The organism is Oricola indica (genome assembly GCF_965227485.1).
GTDB classification, from domain to species: Bacteria; Pseudomonadota; Alphaproteobacteria; order Rhizobiales; family Rhizobiaceae; genus Oricola; species Oricola indica.
Genome location: NZ_OZ245747.1, coordinates 4,755,294 through 4,780,313, shown reverse-complemented (window position 1 = coordinate 4,780,313; position 25,020 = coordinate 4,755,294). Strand labels below are relative to the sequence as shown.

Below are 25,020 nucleotides of genomic sequence, written 5' to 3'. Positions count from 1 at the left end.
TCCAGAACTTTCGCACGGCCGCATATTCCAAACGGAGCTTTCCGGTCATGACGTTGAAGCGCGTATTTCTTGCCGCGATCTTCGCGGCCGTTGTCGGCGCGACGCCCTCGGTCGCCGTTGCCCAGTCGAGCAACATCATCAAGGTGCAGCGCAACTCGACCGGCAGCGAACGCGTGTCGCTCGGTCTGAACAAGTCGATCGTTCTCGACCTGCCGGTCGATGCGCACGACATCCTGGTCGCCAATCCCGAAGTCGCCGACGCGGTCAGCCGCACGGCGCGCCGCATCTATCTGTTCGGCAAGAAGGTCGGCGAGACCAACATCTTCATCTTCGACAAGGCGGGCAAGCAGGTCGTCAGTCTCGATCTGCGGATCGAGCGCGACGTGGCCGGGCTGGACCGCTACCTCGAGCGGTTCATTCCCGATTCCGACATCAAGACCGAGATCATCAACGACAACATCGTCCTGACCGGCACGGTCCAGACGCCGCAGGACTCCGCCAAGGCGAGCCAGCTGGCCGAGATCTTCGTCAAGGGCGGCGACGCCACCGGCAACAGTTTCAGCTTCTTCTTCTTCGGAAGGGGCCGCAGCGAGATCGTCAATCTGCTCGACATCGTCGGCGGAGACCAGGTCACGCTGAAAGTGACGGTCGCCGAAGTCCAGCGCAGCGTCATGAAGCAGCTCGGCGTCAACCTGATCGCCAGCCGCACCGGCGATCACGGCATCACCTTCTCGGGCATCTCCGAGGGCGTGGCCGGTGCGCTCGGCAAGCCGCTGACCAATTCGGGCTTCGATATCGGCGGCTCGATCGCCGGCATGCAACTCGACGCCTATTTCCGCGCGATGGAGGAAGCCGGCGTCATGAAGACCCTGGCGACGCCAAGCCTGACCGCCGTTTCCGGCGAGAAGGCGGTGTTCCGCGTCGGCGGCGAATACAACGTGATCAAGGGTTCGTCGCCTTCCGACGGTGGTGGCGCCTCCTACGACATTCAGACCCTCGACTACGGGATCGGACTTGAGTTCACCCCTGTCGTGCTCGCACCCGGCCGCATCAGCCTGAAGATCCGCACGTCGGTCTCCGAACCGACGACCGAAGGATCGGTGCCGCTTTCTGTCGGCGGCCAGGATCAGGCGACCAATGTGCTGTCCATCCGCAAGCGTCTCGCCGACACCACGGTCGAGCTGCCCTCCGGTGGCGCGATGATGATCGCGGGCCTGATCCGCGACGATGTCCGCCAGGTGGTCAGCGGCTTTCCCGGCCTGTCCAAGGTGCCGGTTCTCGGCACGCTGTTCCGCAGCCGCGACTACGTTCGAAACGAGTCCGAACTCGTCATCATGGTAACGCCCTATCTCGTGCGCCCGACCGCGCCGAACAAGCTGGCGGCGCCGACCGACAATTTCCAGCCCGCCAGCGATCGCACCGGCAACCTCCTCGGCCGCGTGAACCGCATCTACGGCACGGTGCAGAAGGACCTTCCCGATGGCAGGTACTACGGCGCCGTCGGGTTCATCTATAAATAGGAGCGGGTGCGATGCGTTTGAAAACCTTTGTCAATTCCGCCGGACTGCTGATCGTCGCGGCCGCCATCTCCGGCTGCGGATCGCTCGGGCGCGATCCGATCGCTGTGGGCTCCGTTCCCTCGGATTACCGCACGCGGCACCCGATCGTGCTCAGCGAAACGGAACAGACCCTCGATGTCCCGATCGCGTCGGGCGCGCACACGATCGGCGTTCCGGTCAGGAGCAACATCCGCGCCTTTGCGGCGAATTTCGCGGCGGCGGGCACCGGAGCGATCATCGTGATGATGCCGTCCGGCTCGCCGAACGAATATGCGGTCAAGCGGGTCAAGGACGAGATCCTGCAGGCGCTCTACGATGGTGGCGCGGCGCGCGGCCGTGTCGTCCTGCAAAACTATGATGCGAGCGCCCATGGGTCCGCCGCGGCCGTCCGGCTGTCCTATACCGGCGTGACGGCCTCGACCACGCCCTGCGGCGACTGGTCCGACGATCTGACGAAGACCGTCGAAAACACCAATTACGCGGATTATGGCTGCTCCACCCAGCAGAACCTTGCCGCGATCGTTGCCAATCCCGGCGACCTCATGGGGCCGCGCCAGATGAGCCCGATCGACGCCACGCAGCGCGGCGCCGTGATCGAGGACTATCAGCGCGGGCCGGGCGGTACGCGTTCCGAGGTCAATTACTAAGTGGGAAAGACGAGCATGTCAGACGTTGCCTACAAGGAAGACCTGACGAACCAGCCGCCGGCGGAAACCGGCGACATTTCGGCGCTGAACGATGTTCGGCCTGTCCCGCGCATTTCGATCCAGGCGTTCTGCGAGACGGAGGGCGTGGCCGCTCCGATCAATCGGATGGGCGAGGATCGCCGTTTGGCGAAGGCGCAGACCCGCGTCTATATGGGCGGCATTCCGGCGGCGGTCGAGTTCTTCCAGAGCGCGCCGACGCCGAACCTGATCATCCTGGAGACGACGTCCAGCCCGGATGAGCTGTTCCACAACCTGAACGATCTGGCCGAGGTCTGCGACCCCAACTCCAAGGTCGTTATCGTCGGCCACCAGAACGACGTCACGCTCTATCGCGAACTGATCCGCAACGGCATTTCCGAATATATCGTCGCGCCGGTGACGATCGCCGATCTGATGGGCGTGGTGTCGTCGCTGTTCGTCGATCCCGATGCGGAGCCGCTCGGCCGTTCGGTCGCCTTTGTCGGCGCCAAGGGCGGCGTCGGCTCGTCAACCATCGCGCACAACGTCTCCTGGGCCATGTCGACCCTGTTCCAGGCCGAGGTCGTCATCGCTGACATGGACCTTCCCTTCGGAACGGCGAACATCAATTTCGACCAGGATCCGGCGCAAGGCATTGCCGAGGCCGTGTTTTCTTCCGACCGGATCGACGAGGTCTATCTCGACCGCCTGCTGGCAAGCTGCGCCGAGCATCTCTCTCTGCTCGCGGCGCCGTCGATGCTCGACAAGGTCTATGATTTCGATCCCGACGCCTTCAGCCATCTCGTCGATGTGGCGCAACGCACCGCGCCCTATGTCGTGCTCGACGTTCCCCATGTCTGGAACGGCTGGACGCGACGCACGCTCGAACAGGCCGACGAAGTCGTCATCGTCGCCTCGCCGGAACTCGCCAATCTGCGCAATGCGAAAAACATCATCGATACGCTGCGCAAGCTGCGGCCGAACGATTTCGCGCCCCGGCTGGTTCTCAACCAGGTCGGCATGCCCAAACGGCCGGAAATCGCACCGTCGGATTTCGCCGACCCGCTCGAACTCGAGCCGGTCGCCATTATTCCCTTCGACGCGCAACTCTTCGGCACGGCGTCCAACAATGGACGCATGCTGGCGGAAACCGACGCGGCGAACCCGATCGTTTCCAGTCTCTCGACGATCGCGCAACTGGTGACCGGGCGCGGGGTCGTAAAGGAAAAGCCGAAAGGCGGTTTGAAGGGCATGCTGACGAGACTGAAGAAGAAATGACGCTTCGCTGAAGCGATGTAACAGGACAAGTCGATGTTCGGAAAAAAGGGTACGGGTAGCCATTCTGGCGGCGCTTTCGGCGGCGGATCGAATTCCGCGCCCAAGCGTACCGCCGTCACGCCGCCGGCGTCGGCCGAAAAGCCAGCGTCGGAGGCCGCGCCTGCACCGGTCGCAAGCGAGACCAAGACGGCCGCGCCCGCCGCAGCGCCGGCAAGCCGGCCGGAGGCGAAACACGTGCAGGCACCTCCCCCGATGCGTGATCTGCCGGTGGCAAAGCCGCGCCAGAAGGTGCGCAACGACGACTATTACGACACCAAGATGCAGGTCTTCTCGGCGCTGATCGAGACGATCGACCTGTCGCAGCTCGCCAAGCTCGACGCCGATTCCGCGCGCGAGGAAATCCGCGATATCGTCAACGACATCATCGCGATCAAGAACTTCGCGATGTCGATCTCCGAGCAGGAGGAACTGCTCGAGGACATCTGCAACGACGTGCTCGGCTACGGGCCACTCGAGCCGCTGCTGGCGCGCGACGACATCGCAGACATCATGATCAACGGCGCGGACAAGACCTATATCGAGGTCAACGGCAAGGTCCAGGAATCCGATATCCGCTTCCGCGACAACCAGCAGCTTCTCAATATCTGCCAGCGCATCGTCAGCCAGGTCGGCCGCCGTGTCGATGAATCGAGCCCGATCTGTGACGCGCGTCTTCCCGACGGCTCCCGCGTCAACGTGATCGCGCCTCCGCTCGCCATCGACGGCACCGCGCTGACAATTCGTAAGTTCAAGAAGGACAAGCTGACGCTCGACCAGCTCGTCCAGTACGGATCGATCTCGCCGGAAGGCGCGACGCTCCTGCAGATTATCGGACGGGTGCGCTGCAACGTCGTCATCTCCGGCGGTACCGGCTCCGGCAAGACGACGCTTCTCAACTGCCTGACGCGCTACATCGATCACGACGAGCGCATCATCACCTGCGAGGATTCCGCCGAACTGCAGCTCCAGCAGCCGCATGTCGTGCGCCTGGAGACCCGGCCGCCGAACCTTGAGGGCGAGGGCCAGATCACCATGCGCGACCTGGTCAAGAACTGCCTGCGCATGCGTCCTGAACGCATCATCGTCGGCGAGGTGCGCGGACCGGAGGTCTTCGACCTGCTGCAGGCGATGAACACCGGCCATGACGGCTCGATGGGAACGATCCACTCCAACAGCCCGCGCGAATGCCTCTCCCGCATGGAATCGATGATCGCCATGGGCGGGTTCACTCTGCCGCAGAAGACCGTGCGCGAAATCATCGTCGGTTCGGTGGACGTCATCGTCCAGGCGGCCCGCCTGCGCGACGGCTCGCGCCGCATCACCCATGTCACCGAGGTGGTCGGCATGGAGGGTGACGTCATCATCACCCAGGATCTGATGCTCTACGACATGGAGGGCGAGGACGCGAACGGCAACATCATCGGCACGCATCGCTCCACCGGCGTCGGCCGCCCGGCCATGTGGGACCGCGCGCGCTACTTCAACGAGGAACAGCGGCTCGCCGCGGCGCTCGACTCGATGGAGGTCGCCGCGCCATGATGATCTTCGGCCTGCCCGCAGGCGTCATCGGTATGATCGTGCTTGCCGGCCTCGGGGTCGGCGGCGTGCTTTATGCGCTGTTCTTCACCTCGATCGAGAATGAGCAGAAGACGGCGAAACGCCTGTCGTCGATCAAGACGCAATCGACCGACAGCGCCGCGCGCCGCGCCGCCTACGACCGCGCGAACGAAGGCGCGAAGCGAAAGAAGCACATTGCCGACTCGCTTGCCGAGCTCGACGAGCGCAACCGCGACCGTGTCAAGGACGCGGCGCGGCCGACACTCAAGAAGATGCTGCAGCAGGCCGGACTGAAGGTCGATTTGCGGACCTTCTATCTCTATTCGATGGTCACTGGCTTCGTCGTGACGGCAATGGCTTTCCTGTTCGGCGTGCCGTTCCTCTACCTGATCGGCGTTTTCTTCGCCGCCGCCTTCGGCCTGCCGCGCTGGGCCGTCTCCTTTATCCGCAAGCGCCGCATGAAGTCGTTTCTCGAGGAGTTTCCGAACGCCATCGACGTGATCGTGCGCGCCATCAAGTCCGGCCTTCCGCTCAATGACGGCCTGCGGCTGATTGCCAGCGAGGCGCGTGAACCGGTGAAGTCCGAGTTCCGCCGCATCATCGAGGCGCAGCAACTCGGGCTATCGACGCCGGAGGCCTGCGCGCGCATGTACAACTCGATGCCGGTCCCCGAGGCCAACTTCTTCGCCATCGTCATCCAGATCCAGGCGCAGGCGGGCGGCAACCTCGCCGAGGCGCTGGGCAACCTCTCGCGCGTGCTGCGCGACCGCAAGAAGATGAAGGCCAAGGTGGCCGCCATGTCCATGGAAGCCAAGGCCTCCGCCGCGATCATCGCGTCATTGCCCTTCGTCGTCACGCTGCTCGTCTATCTGACGAGCCCCGGTTACATAACGCTGCTTTTCACGACCAACACCGGTTACCTGATCCTCGGCGTTTCCGCCGTCTGGATGTCGATCGGCGTGTTCGTGATGCGGCAGATGATCAATTTCGAGGTCTGACGCGCCATGTCCGAAGATCTTGTCGCCCTGCTGACATCGTCGCAATTCGTCATCGCCATTCTCGTTTCGGTGAGCGTCTTCGCGACGCTGTTCACCGTTCTGACGCCCTTGCTCGGCGGCAATGAACTGAAGACGCGCATGAAGCATGTCGCCACCGAGCGCGACGAGATCCGCGCCCGCGAACGCGCCCGCCTTGCCGCCGAAAAGCAGCAGAGCCGCGGTTCGCTGCGCATGGAGGCCAAGGAAGGCGGCGTTCGCAGGATCGTCGAGCGGCTCGATCTCAAGACGGCGCTCGCCGACCAGGCGACGATCGACAAGCTCCGCCTTGCCGGTTATCGCGGCCAGCAGCCGCTCAACGTCTTCCTGTTCGCCCGCCTCGTGCTGCCGCTGGTCTTTCTTGTCGTGGCGCTGGCTTATGTCTTCGGCCTCGGCGCGCTCTCCGAGCAGCCGACCATGATCCGTGTCCTTGCCTGCATCGGGTTCGGCTATCTCGGATTCTACTCGCCGAACATCTACATTTCCAACGTCGCCGGCAAACGCAAGACGTCGATCAAGCAGGCATGGCCGGACGCGATCGACCTGATGTTGATCTGCGTCGAATCCGGCATGTCCGTCGAGGCCGCCTTCCGCAAGGTCTCTGAGGAGATCGGCACCCAGTCCATCCCGCTCGCCGAGGAACTGGTCCTTGTCGGCGCGGAACTGTCCTACCTTCAGGAACGCAGGATGGCCTACGAGAACCTCGCCAACCGCACCAAGCTGGAAAGCGTCAAGTCGGTCGCACAGGCGCTGGTCCAGGCCGAGCGCTACGGCACGCCGGTCGGCCAGGCGCTGCGCGTTCTCGCCGCCGAAAGCCGCGACCAGCGCATGAACGAGGCCGAGAAGAAGGCCGCTGCGCTGCCGCCGAAGCTGACCGTGCCTATGATCCTGTTCTTCCTGCCGGTTCTTTTCGGCGTCATTCTCGGCCCCGCCGGTATCCAGATTTCCGCGCGCGGCGGTATTTTCTGACGCCTGGCGTCCCCGGCTTCGGGGACATCGCCTCCTCGCCTTGCCCCGCCCCGGTGGCGAATGTTTGACTGCGCCTCAAGGCGGTATCACCCGCCTTTAATGCTCAACAGAGGCAAAGGGGGCTTTATGAAGGTTGGATTTATCGGTCTTGGAACAATGGGCGGCAACGCGGCGAAGAACATTCGCCGCGCCGGCTTCGATCTCTCTGTTTTCGATTTGCGCCGTGAGGCGGCCCACCCGCTCGAGGAGATGGGCGCGACATGGGTCGCCAGTCCGAAGGAAATGATCGACCGGGTCGACTGCGTGGTTTCCATGGTCTTCGGACCGCCGCATCTCCAACAGGTTCTGAACGGCGATGGCGGCCTCATCCATGGCGACTGCGGCGGCAAATTGTGGATCGATTTGACGACATCGTCTCCCGGCTTCATGCGCGAGTTGATCGAGCCTTTCGTCGCGAAAGGCGGCCGGCCGATCGACGCGCCGGTGACAGGCTCCGTCGATGCCGCCATTCGCGGCGACATGCCGATGTTTGTCGGCGGCGAGGATGCGGATATCGAGGCGGCCCGTCCGGTCATCGAGGCGATGGGCGAGATTCGCAAGGTCGGCAAATATGGCAACGGTTATGTCGCGAAGCTCGTCAACAACCAGCTCTGGAAGATCCATGCTGCGGCAATCGGCGAGGCGATGGTCTGCGCCGAGAAGGCCGGAATCGATCCGAAGGTCTGGTGGGAGGTCATGAAGGGCGGCGCAGCCGACTCCTTCGTCATGCAACATGACGTGCCGTCGATCTTCGCGGGCCATTACGATCCGTCCTTTCCGCTCAAGCTGTGCCTGAAGGATCTCGGCCTGATCGATGAACTGATGCGTGAAACCGGGACACGCTCGGACATGACGGATGCCTGCCACGCCCGTTTCAAGGAAGCGGCGGAACGCTACGGCGTCGATGCCGGCGAGATGACGGTTTGCAAGGTGGTCGAGGACGATGCGGGCGTCGCCTTGCGCGTCGAAGGCGATTGGCAGGCGCCATGGGAGGTCGAGCACACCTGACGGGCAGCAACCCGGGGCGTCGCCCGGGAACCCTGCCTACTGCGAAGCGATCTTCTTGTCTTCCTGCTTGATGAGGTTCCAGGCGTTCTGCTGCGCCAGCATCTGGCGCAGATAGCCGACATTGGCTTCCGCCTGCTGCGGCGACAATTCGCGCCGCGCGATCTGCTCTGCCTCGTCGAACCGGCCCTGGAGGCCGACGACGAGGGCCAGGTTCTGGCGCACGCGGCTGTCGGCGGCCGGTTGGGCGGCGGCCTGGCGCAGATAGGTCTCGGCCTGCTTCAGATTGCCTTCCAGAAGGTGGCTCATGCCGAGATTGGACAGGATCGTCGGTTCGTTCGGCCGCAGCTTGAGGGCCTTCTGATAGCGCACCCGGGCCTCGGCCGATCGGTTGGTCTGGTCGTAGATCGCGCCTTCGGCGGAAAGCAGCCGCCAGTCGGGGTTGGTCGGGTCCTGTGCGCGCTGGATCGCATCGAGCGCGGCGGTGAACTGCCCGGCGCCGGCCAGCGCCTTGCCGTAGGCGGCGAGCACGTCGCGGTCGTCGGAATGCTTGATCGCCGCCTTGCGCATGACGGCAAGCGCCTGCTCGTTGCGGTCGTTCATGCGCAGGATCGAGGCGTACGCCATGGCGACGGTCTTGTCGCCGGGCCGCTGTTCGTAGAGCTTCGAATAGGAGCCAAGCGCCTGTTCCAGTTCCACGGCGGTCATTTGCTCGACGGGCTTTTGCGCCGGCGAGCCGATCGACCCCGTCGTCAGCGAGCGGTTCGCGCAGGCCGTGACGGCTGTTGCCGCAAGCACAAGGACCGCCAGGCGCAATGCCGCCCGTGTCGTCCTGCCTGTCTTTCCGCTTCTGATCCGCACCATGCTGCGCTCCCGTGCGGCCGTCTTTCGGTGGATGAGCCGCGAAGAATGACGATGAAACTCTGGCCAAAAGCAATATTCTGTTAACCCTAACGGTTGGTTAATGACCTCGCTTCGGCGGGCACGGAATCGGATGGAATGAACATGAAACTCGAAGAGGTTTTGGCACCGGCGGATCGCCGTTCGGCGGATGCGCGGCCGGTTTGGCTCGTTCAGGCGGATGGATTGGAAAAGCACGGCGCACTGGATGATACGGCCCGGCAGTGGATCGATCGGAACGGCTTCATGGCGGGCGCGGGTGAAGTTCTGCTTCTCCCGGAAGGCGATGGCGGGCTTGCCGGTGCGGTGCTGGGTCTCGGCGACGGCGGCGATCCCTTCGTCGCGGGCGCGCTGGCCCGCAAGCTGCCGGAAGGCGACTGGTATTTCGAGGGCGACGCGATTACGGATCTTCGCCTCGCGAGCCTCGGCTTCCTGCTCGGCGCCTATCGCTTCGGACGCTATCGCAAGCAGGCGGGCAAGCAGCCCCGGCTGATCCTCGACGCCTCGCTGGACCACGACGAGATCGCCGCGTTCGCGCGTGCCTCCTGGCTGGCCCGCGATCTCGTCAACACGCCGGCCAACGATCTCGGTCCCGACGAGATCGAGGCGGCCGCCCGCGATGTCGCTCGCGACCGGGAGATGACGGTCGAGGTGATCAAGGGCGCCGACCTTCTGGAGCAGAATTTCCCGCTGATCCATGCGGTCGGCCGGGCTTCGGTTTCCGCGCCCAGGCTGATCGACATGCGCTGGGGCAAACCCGACGCGCCCCGACTGACGCTGGTTGGCAAGGGCGTCGCCTTCGACACGGGCGGTCTCGATATCAAGCCCGCTTCCGGCATGCGCAACATGAAGAAGGACATGGGCGGCGCGGCCAACGTGCTGGCGCTCGCCTCGCTGATCGTCGACTTGAAGCTGGATGTCCGGCTGCGCGTGCTGATCCCGGCGGTCGAGAACGCGATCGCCGGCGACGCGTTCCGGCCCGGAGACATCTTCCCGAGCCGCAAGGGCCTGACCGTCGAGATCGGCAACACCGATGCCGAGGGCCGGCTGATCCTCGCTGACGCGCTGACCTGCGCCGACGAGGAAAAGCCGGACATGCTGATCGACATGGCGACACTGACCGGCGCGGCCCGTGTTGCGCTCGGTCCCGACGTTCCGCCCTTCTACTCGACCGACGACGCCTTCGCCGACGCGCTCGCCTCGGCCTCGCAGCAGGAGCACGACCCGCTGTGGCGCATGCCGCTCTGGGCGCCCTATGCGAAGGGATTGAACTCTTCGGTCGCCGATCTCTGCAACGTGACGACGGACGGGATGGCGGGCTCCGTGACGGCGGCGCTTTTCCTGCAGCGTTTCGTGACGGAAACCGGCAGTTGGGCGCATTTCGACATCTTCGCCTGGAGCCTGTCGGCCAAGCCGCATGCGCAGGTCGGCGGAGAGGCGCAGGGCATACGCGCCATGCTGGTCGCGCTGAAACATCGCTACGGAACGGCCTGATTCCCGCTCATATTGCGTTTTTTAAGGTTTCTCGCATATTGTGCCGGAACCGAAACGATAAGATGAGCGGTTCATGTCCATTCGCTTGCGGGCGAGCCAGGCGCTGACATTGTGGCATCAGGTGGCGACGTCCGAGGTGCGCGACGATGCGCCGGACCTGACATTGCGCCAGATGGCGATCCTGCTCTCCATCTATCTGGAGCCGCCGCCGCATACCGTGCGCGGCCTCGCGGCCAAGCTGAACGTCACCAAGCCGGTGATCACGCGCGCGCTCGATTCCATGGGATCGCGCAAGCTCGTGACCCGGCATCGCGACCCGCGCGACAAGCGCAATGTCGTCATTTCGCGCACCGTCGAGGGATCGCTCTACCTTGAGCGGCTCGCCGACGTGATCATCGCGAGAGCGCGGGAACTGCCGCTGTGACGGATACGCTCGATCGCCGTTTGCACGCATTCCGACCGGATCTCGCTGACATAAGGCTGAAAGGGCGGGTCGAGGCGGAGGCCTTCGTCGAGGGGCGTCCGGCCGTCGTCGTTGCGCCTGTTGTCGATATCCGCCGTGCGCCGGCGCATGACGCCGGCCTTGATACGCAGTTCGTGACTGGCGACCGCGTCCGCGTCTTCGAGAGCGTGGAAGGCTGGGCCTGGGTGCAGGGCGAGCGTGACGGCTATGTCGGCTATGCGCCGGACGAGGCGCTGTTTGACGGCGAAATCGCCGCGCCGACACATCGTGTCACGGCGCAACGAAGCTTCGTCTATCCCGGCCCGGATCTGAAGATGCCGCCGCTGCGCGCCCTGTCGATGGGCGCGCTTGTCACGGTCGCCTCGACGGAAGAGCGGCGCGGCACGCGCTATGCCGTGCTGGCCGACGGCACGGCGCTGGCCGCCGCCCATGTCGCTCCCGTCGGCGAGACGGAGACGGATTATGTGACTGCGGCCGAACGTTTCCTGCACACGCCCTATCTCTGGGGCGGCACATCGGGCTTTGGAATCGACTGTTCCGGCCTCGTCCAGCTGTCCATGGCGATGGCCGGACGCACCGTGCTGCGCGACAGCGACATGCAGGAGGCGACCATCGGCGCGGTGCTGGAGACCGGCGGCGACTTTTCGTCCCTGCGGCGCGGCGATCTGGTTTTCTGGAAGGGGCATGTCGGCATCATGGTCGATGCGGAAAACCTGTTGCACGCCAACGGCTCGACCATGAATGTCGCGCTCGAACCGCTTGCCGCCGCGATTGCCCGGATCGAGCCGCTGTTCGGCCCGCCGACGTCGGTCAGGCGTCCCTGAATCTTGAACCGCGCCAGCCGGTAACGCGCTTTCACATTGCCGTTAGCCGCGAGAACCGGTCTTTCCGCCTGACAGCTCTGGTGATAGGCGCGCGACAGCCATTTTTCGACGGATCGAAAAGCGATGACGAACAGCCCCGAAACCGGGATCGCCTTTACACGCCTTGGCGAGATCGACCTCGTCGAGATCACCGCGCATATGTCGGATCCACGTATGGCGGAGCATATGCCGCTCCTGACCGGCCGGTGGGACGATGCCGCCTCTCGCGCCTTTGTCGAGGCGAAGGAGGCCCGCTGGCGCGAGGACGGACTGGGTCACTGGGCTATTCTTTGCGACGGGGCCTATGTCGGCTGGGGCGGCTTCCAGAAGGAAGGCGACGAGTGGGACTATGGCCTCGTTCTCAAACCCGATCGCTTCGGGCTTGGCGCGCGCATCACCCGCAAGGCGCTCGAATTCGCCCGCGCAGATGAGCGCATTCCCTTCGTCACGTTCCTGCTGCCGCCATCACGAAAGAAGCTTGGAGCGCTCGAAAGGATCGGTGCCCGCTTTGTTGGAGAGGTGGACCATGCGGGCGAGGCGTTTCTCAAATACCGCCTCGGTTTCAATCCGCCCCGGGGCCGGTGACATTGCCCGATCGGGGTCGCGCTACTCGTTGACGCAGGGAGGCGGGGCCTGCGGTGCGTCCAGTATCCGGCCGCGAAAGGCAGAACATTCTGATCCCTCGGAAACCCGAAATGCATCAGTACCCGGCGTCGCGGTCCACGAGGTTCGTCAGCGCTTCGCCGCGATCATGGGCATCCATCTGCCGGATCATCGGCGGGATCAACGCCGACGGCACGGAGGCGGCGGCGGCATGTGGCGTGATCGTGACCCGGGGATGGCTCCATAACGGGCTGTCGTCGGGCAGGGGCTCTGTTTCGAACACGTCGAGCGAGGCCGCGCCGAGCCTGCCGCTTTCCAGCGCGGCGAGAATGTCGGCCTCCACTTGCAGGCGTCCGCGCCCGGCACTGATCAGGATCGGCGCGCCGAGCGGTCCGCGGGTCTTCATTTTCGAGAATAGCGTCTGTGAGAGGATGCCTTCGGTCGCCGGGGTCAGCGGCAGCAGGCAGACGACGATGTCGGCGTCGGCGAGAAACGGCCCGAGCCCCGCCTCTCCCGCGTAGGTGCCGACGCCTTCTGCCGCCTTCGGCGTGCGGCTCCAGCCGGTGACGCGAAACCCGAGCGCAAGCAGTTTCCCGGCGGCATCGCGGCCCAGATGGCCGAGACCGAGAATGCCGACCGTGACCTCGTTCGCCGCAGGTTGCATCCGGTCCTCGTGCCAGATCCGGTTTGCCTGCTGGTCGCGATAGAGCATGCCCTTGCGGTGATGGTCGAGCACCTGCCAGACGACATATTCACTCATCCGCTGGGTCAGGTCGTCGGCGACGACGCGGACGATCGGAACATCCGGCAGGTCGCCCTCGGCGAAGATGTGATCGACGCCCGCCCCGATGGAGAAGATCGCCTTGAGGTTCGGCAAGCCTTTCAAAACGCCGGGCCGCTGCTTCCATACAATTGCATAGTCGATCTCCGGATCGTTCGGCCCCGAGGGCTCTTCGACGACGACCCGGTCGGGTGCGGCCTTCTCCAGTTCGGCGCGCCAGACGGCGGGATCGAAACCGGTGACGGAGAGAAGTATCTTGCCCGTGGATGCCATTGCGCTACTCGCTGACGACGCCCGCCGGCGCGACTTCGATGTCGAAGGCGGCGGCCATCAGCGCCTTGGTGTAATCGGTTTTCGGCGCGTCGAAGATCTCGTTCGAAAGGCCCTGTTCCACCACCTCGCCGTTGCGCATCACCATCACCTCATTGGCGAGCGCGCGCACGACTTTCAGGTCGTGGCTGATGAAGAGGTAGGCGAGGTTGTGCTTGCGCTGCAGGTCGCGCAAAAGGTCGACGACCTGCGCCTGCACGCTCATGTCGAGCGCGGAGGTCGGCTCATCCAGCATGACGAATTTGGGCTTGAGCACCATGGCGCGCGCAATGGCGACGCGCTGGCGCTGGCCGCCGGAGAATTCATGCGGGTAGCGGAACCGCGTTTCCGGGTCGAGCCCGACCTCCTGCAGCGCCTCGACGACGCGCTGGTCGCGGCCGTCGCGCGAAAGGCCGGGTTCGTGGATTGCGAGCCCTTCGCCGACGATCTCGGCGATCGACATGCGCGGGCTGAGCGAGCCGAACGGGTCCTGGAACACGATCTGGATTTCGCGCCGCAGCGGCCGCATGGCCTCGAAGGAGAACGCGTCGATGTCCTTGCCGTCGAAGCGGATGCGGCCCTGCGAGGAGATCATGCGCGTCAGCGCAAGGCCGAGCGTCGTCTTGCCGGAACCGGACTCGCCGACAATGCCGAGCGTCTGCCCGGCGCGTACCGTCACGTCCACGCCGTCGACCGCCTTGATGTTGTCGACCGTCTTGCGCGTCAGGCCCTTGCGGATCGGGAACCAGACCTTCACCGCTTCGCCCGTCAGGACGGTCTCCGCGCCCTCGTCGAGCAGGATCGGCTGGCCTTTCGGCTCGGCGGCCAGGAGATGCTTCGTGTAGTCGTGCTGCGGATCGGTGAAGATTTTCTCCGTCGGCCCGGTTTCGACGATCTTCCCGTCCGTCATGACGCAGACCCGGTCGGCGATGCGGCGCACGATGCCGAGATCATGCGTGATGAACAGCATCGACATGCCCTGTTCGCGTTTCAGGTCGTCCAGCAGCTTGAGAATCTGCGCCTGCACGGTCACGTCCAGCGCGGTTGTCGGTTCGTCGGCGATGAGCAGTTTCGGCTGGTTGGCGAGCGCCATGGCGATCATGACGCGCTGGCGCTGGCCGCCGGACAATTGATGCGGATAGGCTTTCAGGCGCTTCTGCGCATCGCGGATGCCGACCTGGTCGAGCAGTTCGAGAATGCGGCCCGGAATGGTCTTCTCTTCGAAGCCGTGCAGCTTCAGCGTCTCGCCGATCTGCTTTTCGATCGAATGCAGCGGGTTAAGCGAGGTCATCGGCTCCTGGAAGATCATCGCGATCTCGTTGCCGCGCACCCTGCGCAGTTCCGCATCGGACGCGGACAGAAGGTCGCGATCACGGAAGCGGATCTCGCCGGACGGATGGCTCGCCGCCGGATATTGCAGCAGTTTCAGGACCGAGAGCGCCGAGACCGACTTGCCCGACCCGGATTCGCCGACCAGCGCGACCGTCTCGCCGTCGGCGATGTCGAACGAGATACGGTCGACGGCCGTGGTCGTGCGTCCGCCCTGGGTGAAGGCGACGGAGAGGTCCCGGACGGAGAGGAGGGGAGAGGATGTGCTCATGACAGGGCGAAGACTCCCCCGACCGCAGCAACATAAAGCCCGGCGACGGACCATCCCTCGAAACCGATCCCGCCGGGCCCGCGCTTCTCGCGCCTGAGAAGGCCGAGGATCAGCACGCCGGTCATGGCGGTCACCATGGCGGTCAGGAAGATGTCGGAGGTCGAGATCGCGTTGTAGATCGAGCCGTCGCGATAGGCGATGTCGGCGAAGGAGGCGAAGAGCGTGTCAAAGGCGTTGCCGCCGAGAATGCCGCCGACGGCGAGTTGCAATGCGCCGGCGCGCACCGCCGCGATCGTGGTGACGAGTTCCGGCAGGGAGGTGACGGTGGATGTCATGAGCGTGCCGACAAGGCTTTCCGGCACGCCGAGCGACGAAACGAATGCCACGCCCGTGGTCGCCACGCCGTAGCCGGCCGCCGACACGGCGAGCAGGCACAGCGCGAAGATCGCCAGCGTGCGCGCAAGCGGCGTCTTCTCGGCATCCGCGTCGGGAATGTCTGCGTGCGTGTCTTCCGTCTCTGTCGCCCGCCACATCGGCTCGTCGCGAGCAGACTGGGCAAAGCGCAGGCCGAAAAGATAGATCGCGAAACAGACGATCGAGACGGGATGGATACCGAAGACGGAGATGGCCGGGCCGGTCGCCGCGGAGAGCATAAGGGCGAGCAATACGATCAGCAGGGTGGCGTTGACGATGTTGACCAGACTGGCGGCCGCGTGTTCGAGATTGGCCCGGCGATGGGTCATGTCGGCGAAGACGAGGAACAGCGTCTGGGCGGCGATGCCGCCGACCGCATTTGAATAGGCAAGCGATGGATATCCGTCCGCGGCAGTCACCACCGAGGTGATCACGCCGGGCAGGGACGTGGCGGCGCCGAGCAGCACCGCGCCCGTGATCGCCTCGCCGAAACCGGTCTGATCGGCGATCATGTCGGCGACGAAGGCGAGTTTCGATCCGGCGATCACGATCACGCCGCCGCAGGCGATGAAGATCGCGATCTGGACAGTGACGGGAGCGTTTTCGATGGCGCCGGTCATCCGAATGTCTTTCGCGGATCGAAGGCGTCGCGGGTCGCCTCGCCGATGAAAATCAGCAGCGACAGCATGACGGAAATGACGATGAAGCCTGAAAAGCCGAGCCAGGGCGCCTGTAGGTTGTTCTTGCCCTGGAGGATCAGTTCGCCGAGCGAGGCGGAGCCCGGCGGCAGGCCGAAACCGAGGAAATCGAGCGAGGTCAGCGTGGTGATCGAGCCGTTCAGGATGAAGGGCAGGAAGGTCAGCGTTGCGACCATGGCGTTGGGCAGCAAATGCCGGAACATGATGGTGCGGTTGGGCACGCCGAGCGCGCGCGCCGCGTTGACATATTCGAAATTGCGCGCCCGGAGGAACTCGGCGCGCACGATGCCGACAAAGGCCACCCACGAAAAGAGCAGCATGATGCCGAGCAGAATCCAGAAACCCGGCGGCAGAATGGCGGCGATGATCAGCAGCAGATAGAGCACCGGCATGGACGACCAGATTTCGATCAGGCGCTGGCCGATCAGGTCGATCCAGCCGCCGAAGAACCCCTGCACCGCGCCGAAAGCGACGCCGATCACCGCGGAGGCGCCCGTCAGGATCAGGCCGAACAACACGGAGATGCGAAAACCGTAGATGAGGCGGGCCATCACGTCGCGCGCCTGGTCGTCGGTGCCGAGCCAGTTGAAATTGCCGATCGTGCAATTCGGATCCTCGGCGCCGGCGGCGTAGCGCGTGCACAATTCCTCGCGGCTGTCGAACATGAAGGCGGGCTTCGATGGCGCTGCCGTCGGCACCTCCTTGTTCACGGTGCGATAGGAATAACGGATCGGTGGCCAGATCATCCAGCCCCCGGCCTCGTGGATGGCGTCCTGGATATAGGGATCGGTGAAGTCGATTCGCGGCAATGCCAGCGGGTCGTCCGGGAACAGGACCTCTTCCGAATAGGTCTTGAAGACCGGGGTGAGGTACTGTCCCTTGTATTCCACGAGGATCGGCCGGTCATTGGCGATGAACTCAGCAAACAGCGACAGGACGAAGAGCACCAGGAACAGCCATAGCGACCAGTAGCCGCGCCGGTTGGCCTTGAAGTTCTGCCAGCGCCGCTGGTTGAGCGGCGACAGGAAAGGCCGCTTGCGCCGCCCTTCCGGGATGGTTCTTCCATCGAGAGTCGCGGATTGGTCCGTCACACGTCCCTCCGCTCGAAATCGATGCGCGGATCGACCCAGGTGTACATCAGGTCCGAGAGCAGCCCGACCAGCAGGCCCATCAGCGAGAAGATGTAGAGCGTCGCGAAGACGACCGGGTAATCGCGATTGATCACCGACTGGAAGCCGAGCAGGCCGAGCCCGTCGAGCGAGAAGATCGTCTCGATCAGCAGCGAGCCGGTGAAGAAGGAGGAGATGAAGGCGCCCGGAAAGCCCGCGATGATGATCAGCATGGCGTTGCGGAAAACATGCCCGTAGAGCACCTGCCGCTCGTTCAGCCCCTTGGCGCGGGCCGTGACGACATATTGCTTGCGAATCTCGTCAAGGAAGGAGTTCTTGGTCAGCAGCGTCGATGTCGCGAAGGCCGACAGGACGAGGGCGGTCAGCGGCAGCGCCAGGTGCCAGAAATAATCGAGGATGCGCGCCGGCCATGACAGCTCCGACCAGTTGTCGGAGACGAGCCCGCGTAGCGGGAACCAGTCGAAGAAGGACCCGCCTGCAAACAGCACGATCAGCATGATCGCGAACAGGAAGCCCGGAATGGCATAGGCGACGATGATGACGCCGCTGGTCCACACATCGAAATGCGAACCGTCATCGACGGCCTTGCGGATGCCGAGCGGAATCGAGATGCCGTAGGAGATCAGCGTGATCCACAGGCCGAGCGATATCGAGACCGGCATCTTCTCCACGATCAGGTCGATCACCGAGATGTCGCGGAAATAGCTCTCGCCGAAATCGAAACGGATATAGTTCCACAGCATCAGCCCGAACCGTTCGAGCGGCGGCTTGTCGAAGCCGAACTGCTTTTCCAGCTGCGCGATGAATTGCGGGTCGAGCCCCTGCGCGCCGCGATATTTGGAATTGATGGCGTTGCCGCTCTCGATGTTCGAGCCGACATCGTCCGCGCCGCCCAGATCGCCTCCGCCGCCGGTGATACGGTCCGTCGCGTCGCCGCCCTGTCCGGTCAGTTGCGCGATCACCTGTTCGACCGGCCCGCCCGGGGCGAACTGGATGACGGCGAAGGATATCGCCATGATCCCGAAGATCGTCGGGATCATGAGCAGTAGCCGACGCAGCACATAGGCACCCATGTCAGGCGGCCTCCATGCAGTGCAGTCCCGTCACATCAAGCCTTTCCAAGCGCTTCTGCTTTCGCCCGGTCGATCCACCACAGTCGCTCCACCGGCCAGAAGTAGTCGGGCTTCGGCTCCTTGAAGCTGAACATGTCCCAATAGGCGACACGGTGATTCGCCGAATTCCAAGTTGGAATCCAGTCTCGCCTCAGACGCAAGGCCCGATCAAGCACGCGCATCGCCGTCCGGTGCTCTTCACGCGTCTCCGCCGCGCCCACTTCGGTCAGCAGCGCGTCGATCAGCGGGTCCTGCGTTCCCGTCCAGTTGCGCGAGCCCTCCTCCGAGGCCGAGTGGCTTGCGAAGACATTTTCCAGCCCCGCACTGGTCGGCGTCGGCGTCCAGCCGATGTGAAGGCCCGCTATGTCGAAATCGAAATTGTTGGTGCGTTCCTGGTACTGCGCCGGATCGACCGTTCGGAGCGACGCGTTGATGCCGATCGACCGCATGGTCTCGACCCACGGACCGTAGATGCGCTCGAACACGCTGGCGTTGACGAGGATCTCGGCATCGAGCGTGTCGCCATTCGCGTTCCTCAGCGTGCCGCCGTCGTTCTCCCAGCCTGCCTCGGCGAGCAGGCGGATCGCGGTGCGAAGCCGCGATCGGTCCCGGCCGGAGCCGTCGCTCTTCGGCTGCATATAGGCTTCGTCCGCGATGCCGTCCGGCATGTCATGGTCGGCGGCCAGTTTTTCGATCAGCGCCGTCTCGTCGCTGTCCGGCAGGCCTTGCGCGGCATAGTCCGAACCTTCGAACATCGAATGGCTTTTCTCATAGGCGCCGTAAAAGAGGTTTTCGTTGGTCCATTCGAAATCGAAGCACAGCGCGATCGCGTCGCGGACGTTGCGGTGTTGGAACTGCGGCCGACGCGCATTCGGAGCGAGAGCCTGCATTCTCCCCCGCGCTTCCTGCGGAAACAGCCCCTTGACCACCCTGCCGTCCTCGATGGCGGGAAAGGCGTATTCGGTCGCCCAGGTCTTGGAGGTGAATTCCTCGCGCCATGTGGCGACGCCCTTCTTGAACGCCTCGAAGGCGGCCTGGCGCTCCTGGTAGAATTCGAACCGGATCGTGTCGAAATGGTCGAGCCCGCGTGCCGTGCCGAGATCCTTCGCCCAGTAGTCCGGGACGCGTTCATATTCGATATAGCGGCCGGCGCTCAGATTGCCGACCCTGTACGGGCCGGAGCCGAGCGGCGGTTCGAGTGTCGAGGCATTGAATTCTCGCGTCGCGTACCATGCCTTCGAGACGACCGGATTGGTGGCGATGGTCAGGATCGCCTGCGCCGATTGCGTGCCATCGAACACAAGAACGACCGTGCGCTCGTCTTCGGCGACCGCCTCCGCCAGCACGGCGAGCGGCAGCGAAAGCTGCGGATTGCCATCGGTCTTCAGCGTTTCGTAGGAAAAGGCGACGTCCTGCGCGGTGATCGGCGTGCCGTCGTGCCAGCGCGCTTCCGGGCGCAGCTTGAAGGTGAAACGGTTGCGGTCCTCGGAGATCGTCACCGTCTCCGCCAGGTGACAGTAGATGGCGTCGGGCTCGTCCCATGCATCGACCATCAGCGAATCGAAACAGGTCTCCATGCGCGGCGGCGCATCGCCCCGGCGCACGAAGCTGTTCAGCGTGTTGAAGGTCTGCATGTTCTGGTTGTAGTACCAGTAGCCCGGCTGGAAGTTGAACGTGCCGCCCTTCGGCGCTTCCGGCGAGGCGTAGTCGAACTGCGCGAAATCGCGCGGATATTTCAGGTCGCCAAATGCCGACAGGCCGTGCAGCGCGGTCTCGCTCGGGTTTTCCGCGCGGGGCAGGGCGGGAAAAGCGGCGCTTGCCGCGATACCGCCGGTCAGGATGAGGAAGCGTCTGCGGTCCAGCGTAAACCGGGGCGTCACTGGCCGCCTCCGTTGGTTGCCAGCGCCGCTTCCTTTTCCGGAATGACCCACCAGGAATCGATATCCGCACCGATATAGCTCGGCTGCTTGTCCGGCATGCCGAACTTGTCCCACCAGGCGAGCCAAACTTCGGGCGAATAAAATTGCGGGATGTAGTAGTAGCCCCACAGCAGGACACGGTCGAGCGCATGGGTCGTGGCGATCAGTTCTTCCCGGTCCTTCGCGAAGATCACCCTGTCGACGAGCGCGTCGACAACGGGGTCCTTTATGCCAGAATAATTGCGGGAATCCGGCTGGTCCGCCGCCGTCGAACTCCAGAAGTCGCGCTGCTCGTTGCCGGGCGAGAGCGACTGGGCGAGGATCACCGTCGTCATGTCGAAGTCGAAATTCTGCAGCCGGTTGATTTCCTGCGCCTGATCGACGATGCGGATCGAGGCGTCGATGCCGAGCTTGCGCATGTCCTCGACGAAGAGGCCGGCAATGATTTCGTCGGTCGGGCTGGAGCCGAGATACTCGACCGTGAACGGTTCGCCTGTCGTTTCGTTGACCAGCTTGCCGTCCCGGCTCACCCAGCCGGCTTGGCGGAACAGTTCGAAGGCCTTGCGCTGGTTCGCCCTTTGCGCGCCGCGCTCGCTGTAGTCGGGAAGGGTGAATTCCTCGGTGAACAGTTCCGGGGGAAGCTGATCGCGATACTCTTCGAGGATTTCCAGTTCACGCCCCTCCGGCAGGCCGTCGGATGCCAGTTCGTCGCCGACGAAATAGCTGTCGGTGCGCGTTCTGAGCCCGTAGAGCCGTGTCCGGTTCATCGTCTCGAAGTCGAACAGATAGGTCAGCGCCATGCGCACCCGCCTGTCCTTGAACTTGTCGCGGCGCATGTTCATCGTGAAGCCCTGCATGGGTTCGGGCGATTTCGTCGGGAAGGTCTTGCGGACCACCTTGCCTTCCTGGAAGGCGGGGAAATCGTAGCCTTCCGCCCAGTATTGCGAGCGCAGTTCCGAGCGGATGTCTTCCAGGCCACCCTTCTTGAACGCCTCCCATTCCGAGTTGCGGTCACGGAAATAGACATAGCGGCGGATATCGAAGTTTTCCCGTCCCACCTTCACCGGGACATCCTTGCCCCAGTAATCGTCGACGCGTTCCCAGACGATTTCGGACCCTGCGTTGAAGCTCTTGATCCGGTAGGGGCCGGAACCGAGCGGCGGTTCCAGCGTCGGCTCGGTCACATCGCGCGGATTGCCGTCCGTGTCGGTGCCTTCCCACCAGTGTTTCGGCAGAACGACGAGGTCGCCCATGATGTGCGGCAATTCGCGATTGCCGGTCTCGTTGAACGTGAACTCGACCTCATGATCGTTGACGGCCACTGCCTCGGTGACGTTTTCATAGTAGCGATTGTAGAGCTGGCTGTTCTCTTTCAGCACGTTGAACGACCAGACGACGTCTTCCGCCGTGATCGGTTCGCCGTCATGCCAGCGCGCCTTCGGGTTCAGCCGGTAGGTCGCCGAGGAATAGTCGTCGGGATTGGAATAGGCTTCCGCGACGAGGGCGTGGCTGGTCGACGGTTCGTCCGTCGCCTGTTCCATCAGCGTGTCGTAGAGCAGGCCGCCCCCGAAACGCGCGAAGCCGGCGGCCGGCGTGCCGCGGATGATGTAGGGATTGAAGCTGTCGAAGGATCCCGATGTCGTCGCGTTGAAGGTGCCGCCCTTCGGTGCATCGGGATTGACGTAGTCGTAGCGCTCGAAATCGTCGCCATATTTGCTTTCGCCTATCAGCGAGGCGGTGGAATGCCATTCCCGTTCCTGCGCCGCCGCCGGTTGAAGAGCCACAACCGCAAATCCGATGAGCGAAAGAACTGTCCTGAATCGCACGCAAACCTCCTGTCCTGGATGCTTCCTTCCAAGCTTAGAGCGGAATGCGGGAAAACAAAGACAAAAAGCCGGGCGATGCCCGGCTTTTCTGGATTTCCGTACCTTAAATTGCGGAAACGTCAGTTCCCGCTGTCGGTCGCGGCAGGCTCTTCGGTTGCGGCCGGAGCCTCTTGCGCGGCGGGTTCTTCCGTGGCGGCGGGCTCTTCAGCGGCGGCCGGCTCTTCCATCGCGGCGGGCGCTTCATCCGTCGCCGGCTCTTCCATGGTTGTCGGTTCTTCGGTTGCCGCGGGTTCCTCGGCAGCAGCCGGTTCTTCCGTAGCGGCCGGAGCCTCTTCCGTGGCCGTCTCTTCGGTGGCGGCGGGCGCTTCCGCATCGGCCGGCTGTTCCATCGAGGCCGGTTCGGCCGCCGGCATTTCCTCGGCCGCGCCTTCTTCCTCGGCGGCGGCGTTCGGATCGGGAAGCGGCGCCGGCGCGGGCGCCATCGTGCGCAGATAGGCGACGAGGTTGGCGCGGTCTTCCACCTTCTTCAATCCGGCGAAGCCCATCGCGGTGCCCGGCACAAGATCCTTTGGCTTGTGCGAGAACACGTTCAGGTGCGCGTAGTCCCAGACGGTTCCGCCTTCGGCGAAGGCGATCATCGAGGACGAATATTTGAAACCTTCATGCGAGGCGACGGGACGGTTGACGATGTTCCAGAGATTCGGGCCGACCTTGTTGGCGCCGCCCTCTTCCACCGTGTGGCAGGCCTGGCATTTCTTGAACACGCCTTCGCCCGCGGAAACATCGGCGCTGGCGAGCAGCGGTGCGATCGGCTCGACGGACGGTCCGGCTTCCTCGGTTGCTTCACCGCCGGAGCTTTCCTCCACGGCGATCGCAAAACCCGCCTGTTCCGGCGCTTCTTCGTGGAAGATCGCTTCCCCGAGAATTCCCACCGACATCATGGCGAAAACGGTGCCGAGAAAGGCGCCTGCATACATGTTCAAATTGGACGAGCTCATTGCGTAACCAAACCCCGGTTCATGCCTCATCGGCGCGCGAAGCGACCCTCGCGCGAAGTCGCGCGGAACCTAGGTCTTTTGCTCTGGCTATGCAACACATATAAGGTCGCATGATTTGAGACTTTTTGACACTCTTTCCCCTTACCGGCACCTTCGACAATGCGACCCGTCATTCTGATTCCCGCCCGCATGGCATCGGCGCGCCTGCCTGGAAAACCGCTCGCCGACATCTGTGGAAAACCGATGATCGTGCATGTCGCCGACCGTGCGCGCGAGGCCGATTGCGGCCCGGTCGCGGTGGCAACCGACGACGAGGCGGTGTTTGCGGCGGTGGCTGACGCCGGTCATCGCGCGGTGATGACGCGCGACGACCACCAGTCGGGCTCCGACAGGATTTTCGAGGCTTTGGGCGCGCTCGACCCCGACGGGGCCCATGATTCGATCGTCAATGTCCAGGGCGATTTGCCGACCATCGATCCAGCCGATATCCGCGCCGCGCTGACACCCTTTTCCGATCCGCGATGCGATATCGCCACGCTCGGCGTCGAAATCACCAGCGAGGCGGAAAAGACAAATCCCAACGTGGTCAAGATCGTCGGCTCGCCGATCGGTGAGCGGCTGCTGCGCGCGCTTTATTTCACCCGCGCCACCGCGCCCTGGGGCGAGGGGCCGCTCTACCATCATGTCGGCCTGTACGCCTATCGCCGCGCGGCGCTGGAGCGCTTCGTCTCGCTGCCGCCTTCGGTCCTGGAGCAGCGCGAGCGCCTCGAGCAATTGCGCGCGCTGGAGGCCGGCATGTCGATCCATGCGGCGATCATTGACTCCGAGCCGCTTGGCGTGGATACGCAGCCCGACCTGGAGCGCGCACGCGCCCTCCTTGCATAACGAAAGACGGGACAATGAACGTATCCTCGAACCTCATCGCCTTCCAGGGCGAACCCGGCGCCAATTCGGACACGGCCTGCCGCGACATGTTTCCGGACATGGAGCCGCTGCCCTGCCCGACATTCGAGGACGCGTTTGTGGCTGTGGAAAACGGCAAGGCCGGTCTCGCCATGATCCCGATCGAGAACACGATCGCCGGTCGGGTCGCCGACATTCATTACCTTCTGCCCGAATCGCGCCTGCACATCGTCGGCGAATATTTCCTGCCGATCCATTTCCAGCTGATGGTTCTGCCCGGCACGGGGATCGCCGACATCAAGTCGGTCCACAGCCACATCCACGCGCTCGGCCAGTGCCGCAAGGTGATCCGCAAGCATCGCTGGAAAGCGGAGGTCGCAGGCGACACGGCGGGCGCCGCCAAGCTGGTCGCCGAGACCGGCGACAAGACCATGGCCGCGCTCGCGCCGGAACTGGCCGCCGAAATGTACGGTCTCGAAATCCTCCAACGCGATGTCGAGGACCAGGAGAACAACGTCACGCGCTTCGTCGTCCTGTCGAAGGACAAGCATATCGCGCAGCGCACCTCGCCGGACGAGATGATGATGACGACCTTCGTCTTCCGCGTGCGCAACATTCCCGCCGCGCTCTACAAGGCGATGGGCGGTTTCGCCACCAATGGCGTCAACATGACGAAGCTGGAAAGCTATCAGCTGGGCGGCAAGTTCTTCGCCACCCAGTTCTATGCCGATATCGAAGGTCATCCGGACGATGAAAACGTCAAGCTGGCCTTCGAGGAGATCGGCTTCTTCTCCGAGGATTTCCGCATTCTCGGCGTCTACAAGGCCTCGGAATTCCGCGACCGCATGTAGAGGCGGCGGTC

At 63.9% G+C, this 25,020-nt stretch carries 22 protein-coding genes; 13 read left to right on the top strand and 9 right to left on the bottom strand.

The features are described 5' to 3' along the window. Positions 1-47 precede the first annotated feature (47 nt). From ACQK2M_RS23670 to ACQK2M_RS23640, 7 genes are all read left to right on the top strand, one after another. Entirely contained in the window at positions 48-1,520 is a 1,473-nt protein-coding gene (locus ACQK2M_RS23670; protein ID WP_425419838.1) for a type II and III secretion system protein family protein, read from the top strand. Between the two features lie 11 nt (positions 1,521-1,531). Continuing rightward, positions 1,532-2,206, top strand: coding sequence for a CpaD family pilus assembly protein (locus ACQK2M_RS23665; protein ID WP_425419837.1), 675 nt, complete (start codon positions 1,532-1,534; stop codon positions 2,204-2,206). A 15-nt stretch (positions 2,207-2,221) separates the two neighbouring features. Beyond that, positions 2,222-3,502 carry an AAA family ATPase gene (locus ACQK2M_RS23660; protein WP_425419836.1) on the top strand — a complete coding sequence of 427 codons (1,281 nt, stop codon included), beginning with the start codon at positions 2,222-2,224 and terminating at the stop codon, positions 3,500-3,502. A gap of 33 nt (positions 3,503-3,535) precedes the next feature. Then, positions 3,536-5,080, top strand: a complete 1,545-nt coding sequence (locus ACQK2M_RS23655; protein WP_425419835.1) for an ATPase, T2SS/T4P/T4SS family — start codon at positions 3,536-3,538, stop codon at positions 5,078-5,080. Between the two features lie 2 nt (positions 5,081-5,082). Next, positions 5,083-6,096: a type II secretion system F family protein gene (locus tag ACQK2M_RS23650; protein WP_223476751.1), complete on the top strand. Its 1,014-nt coding sequence runs from the start codon at positions 5,083-5,085 to the stop codon at positions 6,094-6,096. Positions 6,097-6,102: 6 nt separating this feature from the next. Continuing rightward, positions 6,103-7,101 carry a type II secretion system F family protein gene (locus tag ACQK2M_RS23645; RefSeq protein ID WP_223476704.1) on the top strand — a complete coding sequence of 333 codons (999 nt, stop codon included), beginning with the start codon at positions 6,103-6,105 and terminating at the stop codon, positions 7,099-7,101. A 126-nt stretch (positions 7,102-7,227) separates the two neighbouring features. Continuing rightward, positions 7,228-8,148, top strand: coding sequence for an NAD(P)-dependent oxidoreductase (locus ACQK2M_RS23640; RefSeq protein ID WP_425419834.1), 921 nt, complete (start codon positions 7,228-7,230; stop codon positions 8,146-8,148). A 36-nt stretch (positions 8,149-8,184) separates the two neighbouring features. Here ACQK2M_RS23640 and ACQK2M_RS23635 read toward each other — a convergent pair whose 3' ends face one another. Beyond that, a complete protein-coding gene (locus ACQK2M_RS23635) occupies positions 8,185-9,009 on the bottom strand; it encodes a tetratricopeptide repeat protein (protein ID WP_425419833.1) in 825 nt (274 codons plus the stop codon). Positions 9,010-9,150: 141 nt separating this feature from the next. Here ACQK2M_RS23635 and ACQK2M_RS23630 point away from each other — a divergent pair, with 141 nt between their 5' ends. From ACQK2M_RS23630 to ACQK2M_RS23615, 4 genes are all read left to right on the top strand, one after another. Continuing rightward, positions 9,151-10,539, top strand: a complete 1,389-nt coding sequence (locus ACQK2M_RS23630; protein ID WP_425420123.1) for a leucyl aminopeptidase family protein — start codon at positions 9,151-9,153, stop codon at positions 10,537-10,539. A 73-nt stretch (positions 10,540-10,612) separates the two neighbouring features. Further along, positions 10,613-10,963, top strand: coding sequence for a MarR family transcriptional regulator (locus ACQK2M_RS23625; protein ID WP_223476700.1), 351 nt, complete (start codon positions 10,613-10,615; stop codon positions 10,961-10,963). Further along, positions 10,960-11,826 carry a C40 family peptidase gene (locus ACQK2M_RS23620; protein ID WP_425419832.1) on the top strand — a complete coding sequence of 289 codons (867 nt, stop codon included), beginning with the start codon at positions 10,960-10,962 and terminating at the stop codon, positions 11,824-11,826. Before ACQK2M_RS23625 ends, ACQK2M_RS23620 begins: the two co-directional genes overlap by 4 nt. A 123-nt stretch (positions 11,827-11,949) precedes the next feature. Further along, positions 11,950-12,450 carry a GNAT family N-acetyltransferase gene (locus ACQK2M_RS23615; RefSeq protein ID WP_425419831.1) on the top strand — a complete coding sequence of 167 codons (501 nt, stop codon included), beginning with the start codon at positions 11,950-11,952 and terminating at the stop codon, positions 12,448-12,450. Between the two features lie 115 nt (positions 12,451-12,565). On the opposite strand, the gene ACQK2M_RS23610 is transcribed toward ACQK2M_RS23615, so the two are convergent. The 8 genes from ACQK2M_RS23610 to ACQK2M_RS23575 all read right to left on the bottom strand — a co-directional run bounded on the left by ACQK2M_RS23610 (position 12,566) and on the right by ACQK2M_RS23575 (position 23,255). After that, positions 12,566-13,522, bottom strand: a complete 957-nt coding sequence (locus ACQK2M_RS23610; RefSeq protein ID WP_425419830.1) for a 2-hydroxyacid dehydrogenase — start codon at positions 13,520-13,522, stop codon at positions 12,566-12,568. A 4-nt stretch (positions 13,523-13,526) separates the two neighbouring features. Next, entirely contained in the window at positions 13,527-15,158 is a 1,632-nt protein-coding gene (locus tag ACQK2M_RS23605) for an ABC transporter ATP-binding protein (RefSeq protein ID WP_425419829.1), read from the bottom strand. Next, positions 15,155-16,192 (bottom strand): sodium:calcium antiporter, encoded by a 1,038-nt coding sequence (locus ACQK2M_RS23600; protein ID WP_425419828.1) that lies wholly within the window; start codon positions 16,190-16,192, stop codon positions 15,155-15,157. Before ACQK2M_RS23600 ends, ACQK2M_RS23605 begins: the two co-directional genes overlap by 4 nt. After that, positions 16,189-17,361, bottom strand: coding sequence for an ABC transporter permease (locus tag ACQK2M_RS23595; RefSeq protein ID WP_223476694.1), 1,173 nt, complete (start codon positions 17,359-17,361; stop codon positions 16,189-16,191). Before ACQK2M_RS23595 ends, ACQK2M_RS23600 begins: the two co-directional genes overlap by 4 nt. Next, the gene (locus ACQK2M_RS23590) at positions 17,358-18,473 is read right to left on the bottom strand and encodes a microcin C ABC transporter permease YejB (RefSeq protein ID WP_223476693.1); all 1,116 of its coding nucleotides are present in this window, start codon (positions 18,471-18,473) and stop codon (positions 17,358-17,360) included. The genes ACQK2M_RS23595 and ACQK2M_RS23590 overlap by 4 nt, the downstream gene beginning before the upstream one ends. A 35-nt stretch (positions 18,474-18,508) precedes the next feature. Next, positions 18,509-20,392 (bottom strand): extracellular solute-binding protein, encoded by a 1,884-nt coding sequence (locus ACQK2M_RS23585; protein ID WP_425419827.1) that lies wholly within the window; start codon positions 20,390-20,392, stop codon positions 18,509-18,511. Then, a complete protein-coding gene (locus ACQK2M_RS23580; RefSeq protein ID WP_425419826.1) occupies positions 20,389-22,257 on the bottom strand; it encodes an extracellular solute-binding protein in 1,869 nt (622 codons plus the stop codon). Before ACQK2M_RS23580 ends, ACQK2M_RS23585 begins: the two co-directional genes overlap by 4 nt. Before the next feature lie 119 nt (positions 22,258-22,376). Beyond that, positions 22,377-23,255, bottom strand: a complete 879-nt coding sequence (locus tag ACQK2M_RS23575; protein WP_425419825.1) for a c-type cytochrome — start codon at positions 23,253-23,255, stop codon at positions 22,377-22,379. A gap of 159 nt (positions 23,256-23,414) precedes the next feature. Here ACQK2M_RS23575 and ACQK2M_RS23570 point away from each other — a divergent pair, with 159 nt between their 5' ends. Both ACQK2M_RS23570 and ACQK2M_RS23565 read left to right on the top strand, forming a co-directional pair. Further along, positions 23,415-24,140: a 3-deoxy-manno-octulosonate cytidylyltransferase gene (locus tag ACQK2M_RS23570; protein WP_425419824.1), complete on the top strand. Its 726-nt coding sequence runs from the start codon at positions 23,415-23,417 to the stop codon at positions 24,138-24,140. 14 nt (positions 24,141-24,154) lie between these two features. Then, entirely contained in the window at positions 24,155-25,009 is an 855-nt protein-coding gene (locus ACQK2M_RS23565) for a prephenate dehydratase (protein ID WP_425419823.1), read from the top strand. The last annotated feature ends 11 nt before the right edge of the window (positions 25,010-25,020 follow it).

What these genes read in the sequence shown, in the direction of transcription:
- ACQK2M_RS23630 (WP_425420123.1), top strand. Translation starts at nt 9,151, where the DNA reads ATGAAACTCGAAGAGGTTTTGGCACCGGCGGATCGCCGTTCGGCGGAT.
- ACQK2M_RS23565 (WP_425419823.1), top strand. Translation starts at nt 24,155, where the DNA reads ATGAACGTATCCTCGAACCTCATCGCCTTCCAGGGCGAACCCGGCGCC.
- ACQK2M_RS23665 (WP_425419837.1), top strand. Translation starts at nt 1,532, where the DNA reads ATGCGTTTGAAAACCTTTGTCAATTCCGCCGGACTGCTGATCGTCGCG.
- ACQK2M_RS23615 (WP_425419831.1), top strand. Translation starts at nt 11,950, where the DNA reads ATGACGAACAGCCCCGAAACCGGGATCGCCTTTACACGCCTTGGCGAG.
- ACQK2M_RS23645 (WP_223476704.1), top strand. Translation starts at nt 6,103, where the DNA reads ATGTCCGAAGATCTTGTCGCCCTGCTGACATCGTCGCAATTCGTCATC.
- ACQK2M_RS23600 (WP_425419828.1), bottom strand. Translation starts at nt 16,192, where the DNA reads ATGACCGGCGCCATCGAAAACGCTCCCGTCACTGTCCAGATCGCGATC.
- ACQK2M_RS23570 (WP_425419824.1), top strand. Translation starts at nt 23,415, where the DNA reads ATGCGACCCGTCATTCTGATTCCCGCCCGCATGGCATCGGCGCGCCTG.
- ACQK2M_RS23610 (WP_425419830.1), bottom strand. Translation starts at nt 13,522, where the DNA reads ATGGCATCCACGGGCAAGATACTTCTCTCCGTCACCGGTTTCGATCCC.
- ACQK2M_RS23640 (WP_425419834.1), top strand. Translation starts at nt 7,228, where the DNA reads ATGAAGGTTGGATTTATCGGTCTTGGAACAATGGGCGGCAACGCGGCG.
- ACQK2M_RS23635 (WP_425419833.1), bottom strand. Translation starts at nt 9,009, where the DNA reads ATGGTGCGGATCAGAAGCGGAAAGACAGGCAGGACGACACGGGCGGCA.
- ACQK2M_RS23605 (WP_425419829.1), bottom strand. Translation starts at nt 15,158, where the DNA reads ATGAGCACATCCTCTCCCCTCCTCTCCGTCCGGGACCTCTCCGTCGCC.
- ACQK2M_RS23655 (WP_425419835.1), top strand. Translation starts at nt 3,536, where the DNA reads ATGTTCGGAAAAAAGGGTACGGGTAGCCATTCTGGCGGCGCTTTCGGC.
- ACQK2M_RS23625 (WP_223476700.1), top strand. Translation starts at nt 10,613, where the DNA reads ATGTCCATTCGCTTGCGGGCGAGCCAGGCGCTGACATTGTGGCATCAG.
- ACQK2M_RS23660 (WP_425419836.1), top strand. Translation starts at nt 2,222, where the DNA reads ATGTCAGACGTTGCCTACAAGGAAGACCTGACGAACCAGCCGCCGGCG.
- ACQK2M_RS23590 (WP_223476693.1), bottom strand. Translation starts at nt 18,473, where the DNA reads ATGGGTGCCTATGTGCTGCGTCGGCTACTGCTCATGATCCCGACGATC.
- ACQK2M_RS23670 (WP_425419838.1), top strand. Translation starts at nt 48, where the DNA reads ATGACGTTGAAGCGCGTATTTCTTGCCGCGATCTTCGCGGCCGTTGTC.
- ACQK2M_RS23575 (WP_425419825.1), bottom strand. Translation starts at nt 23,255, where the DNA reads ATGAGCTCGTCCAATTTGAACATGTATGCAGGCGCCTTTCTCGGCACC.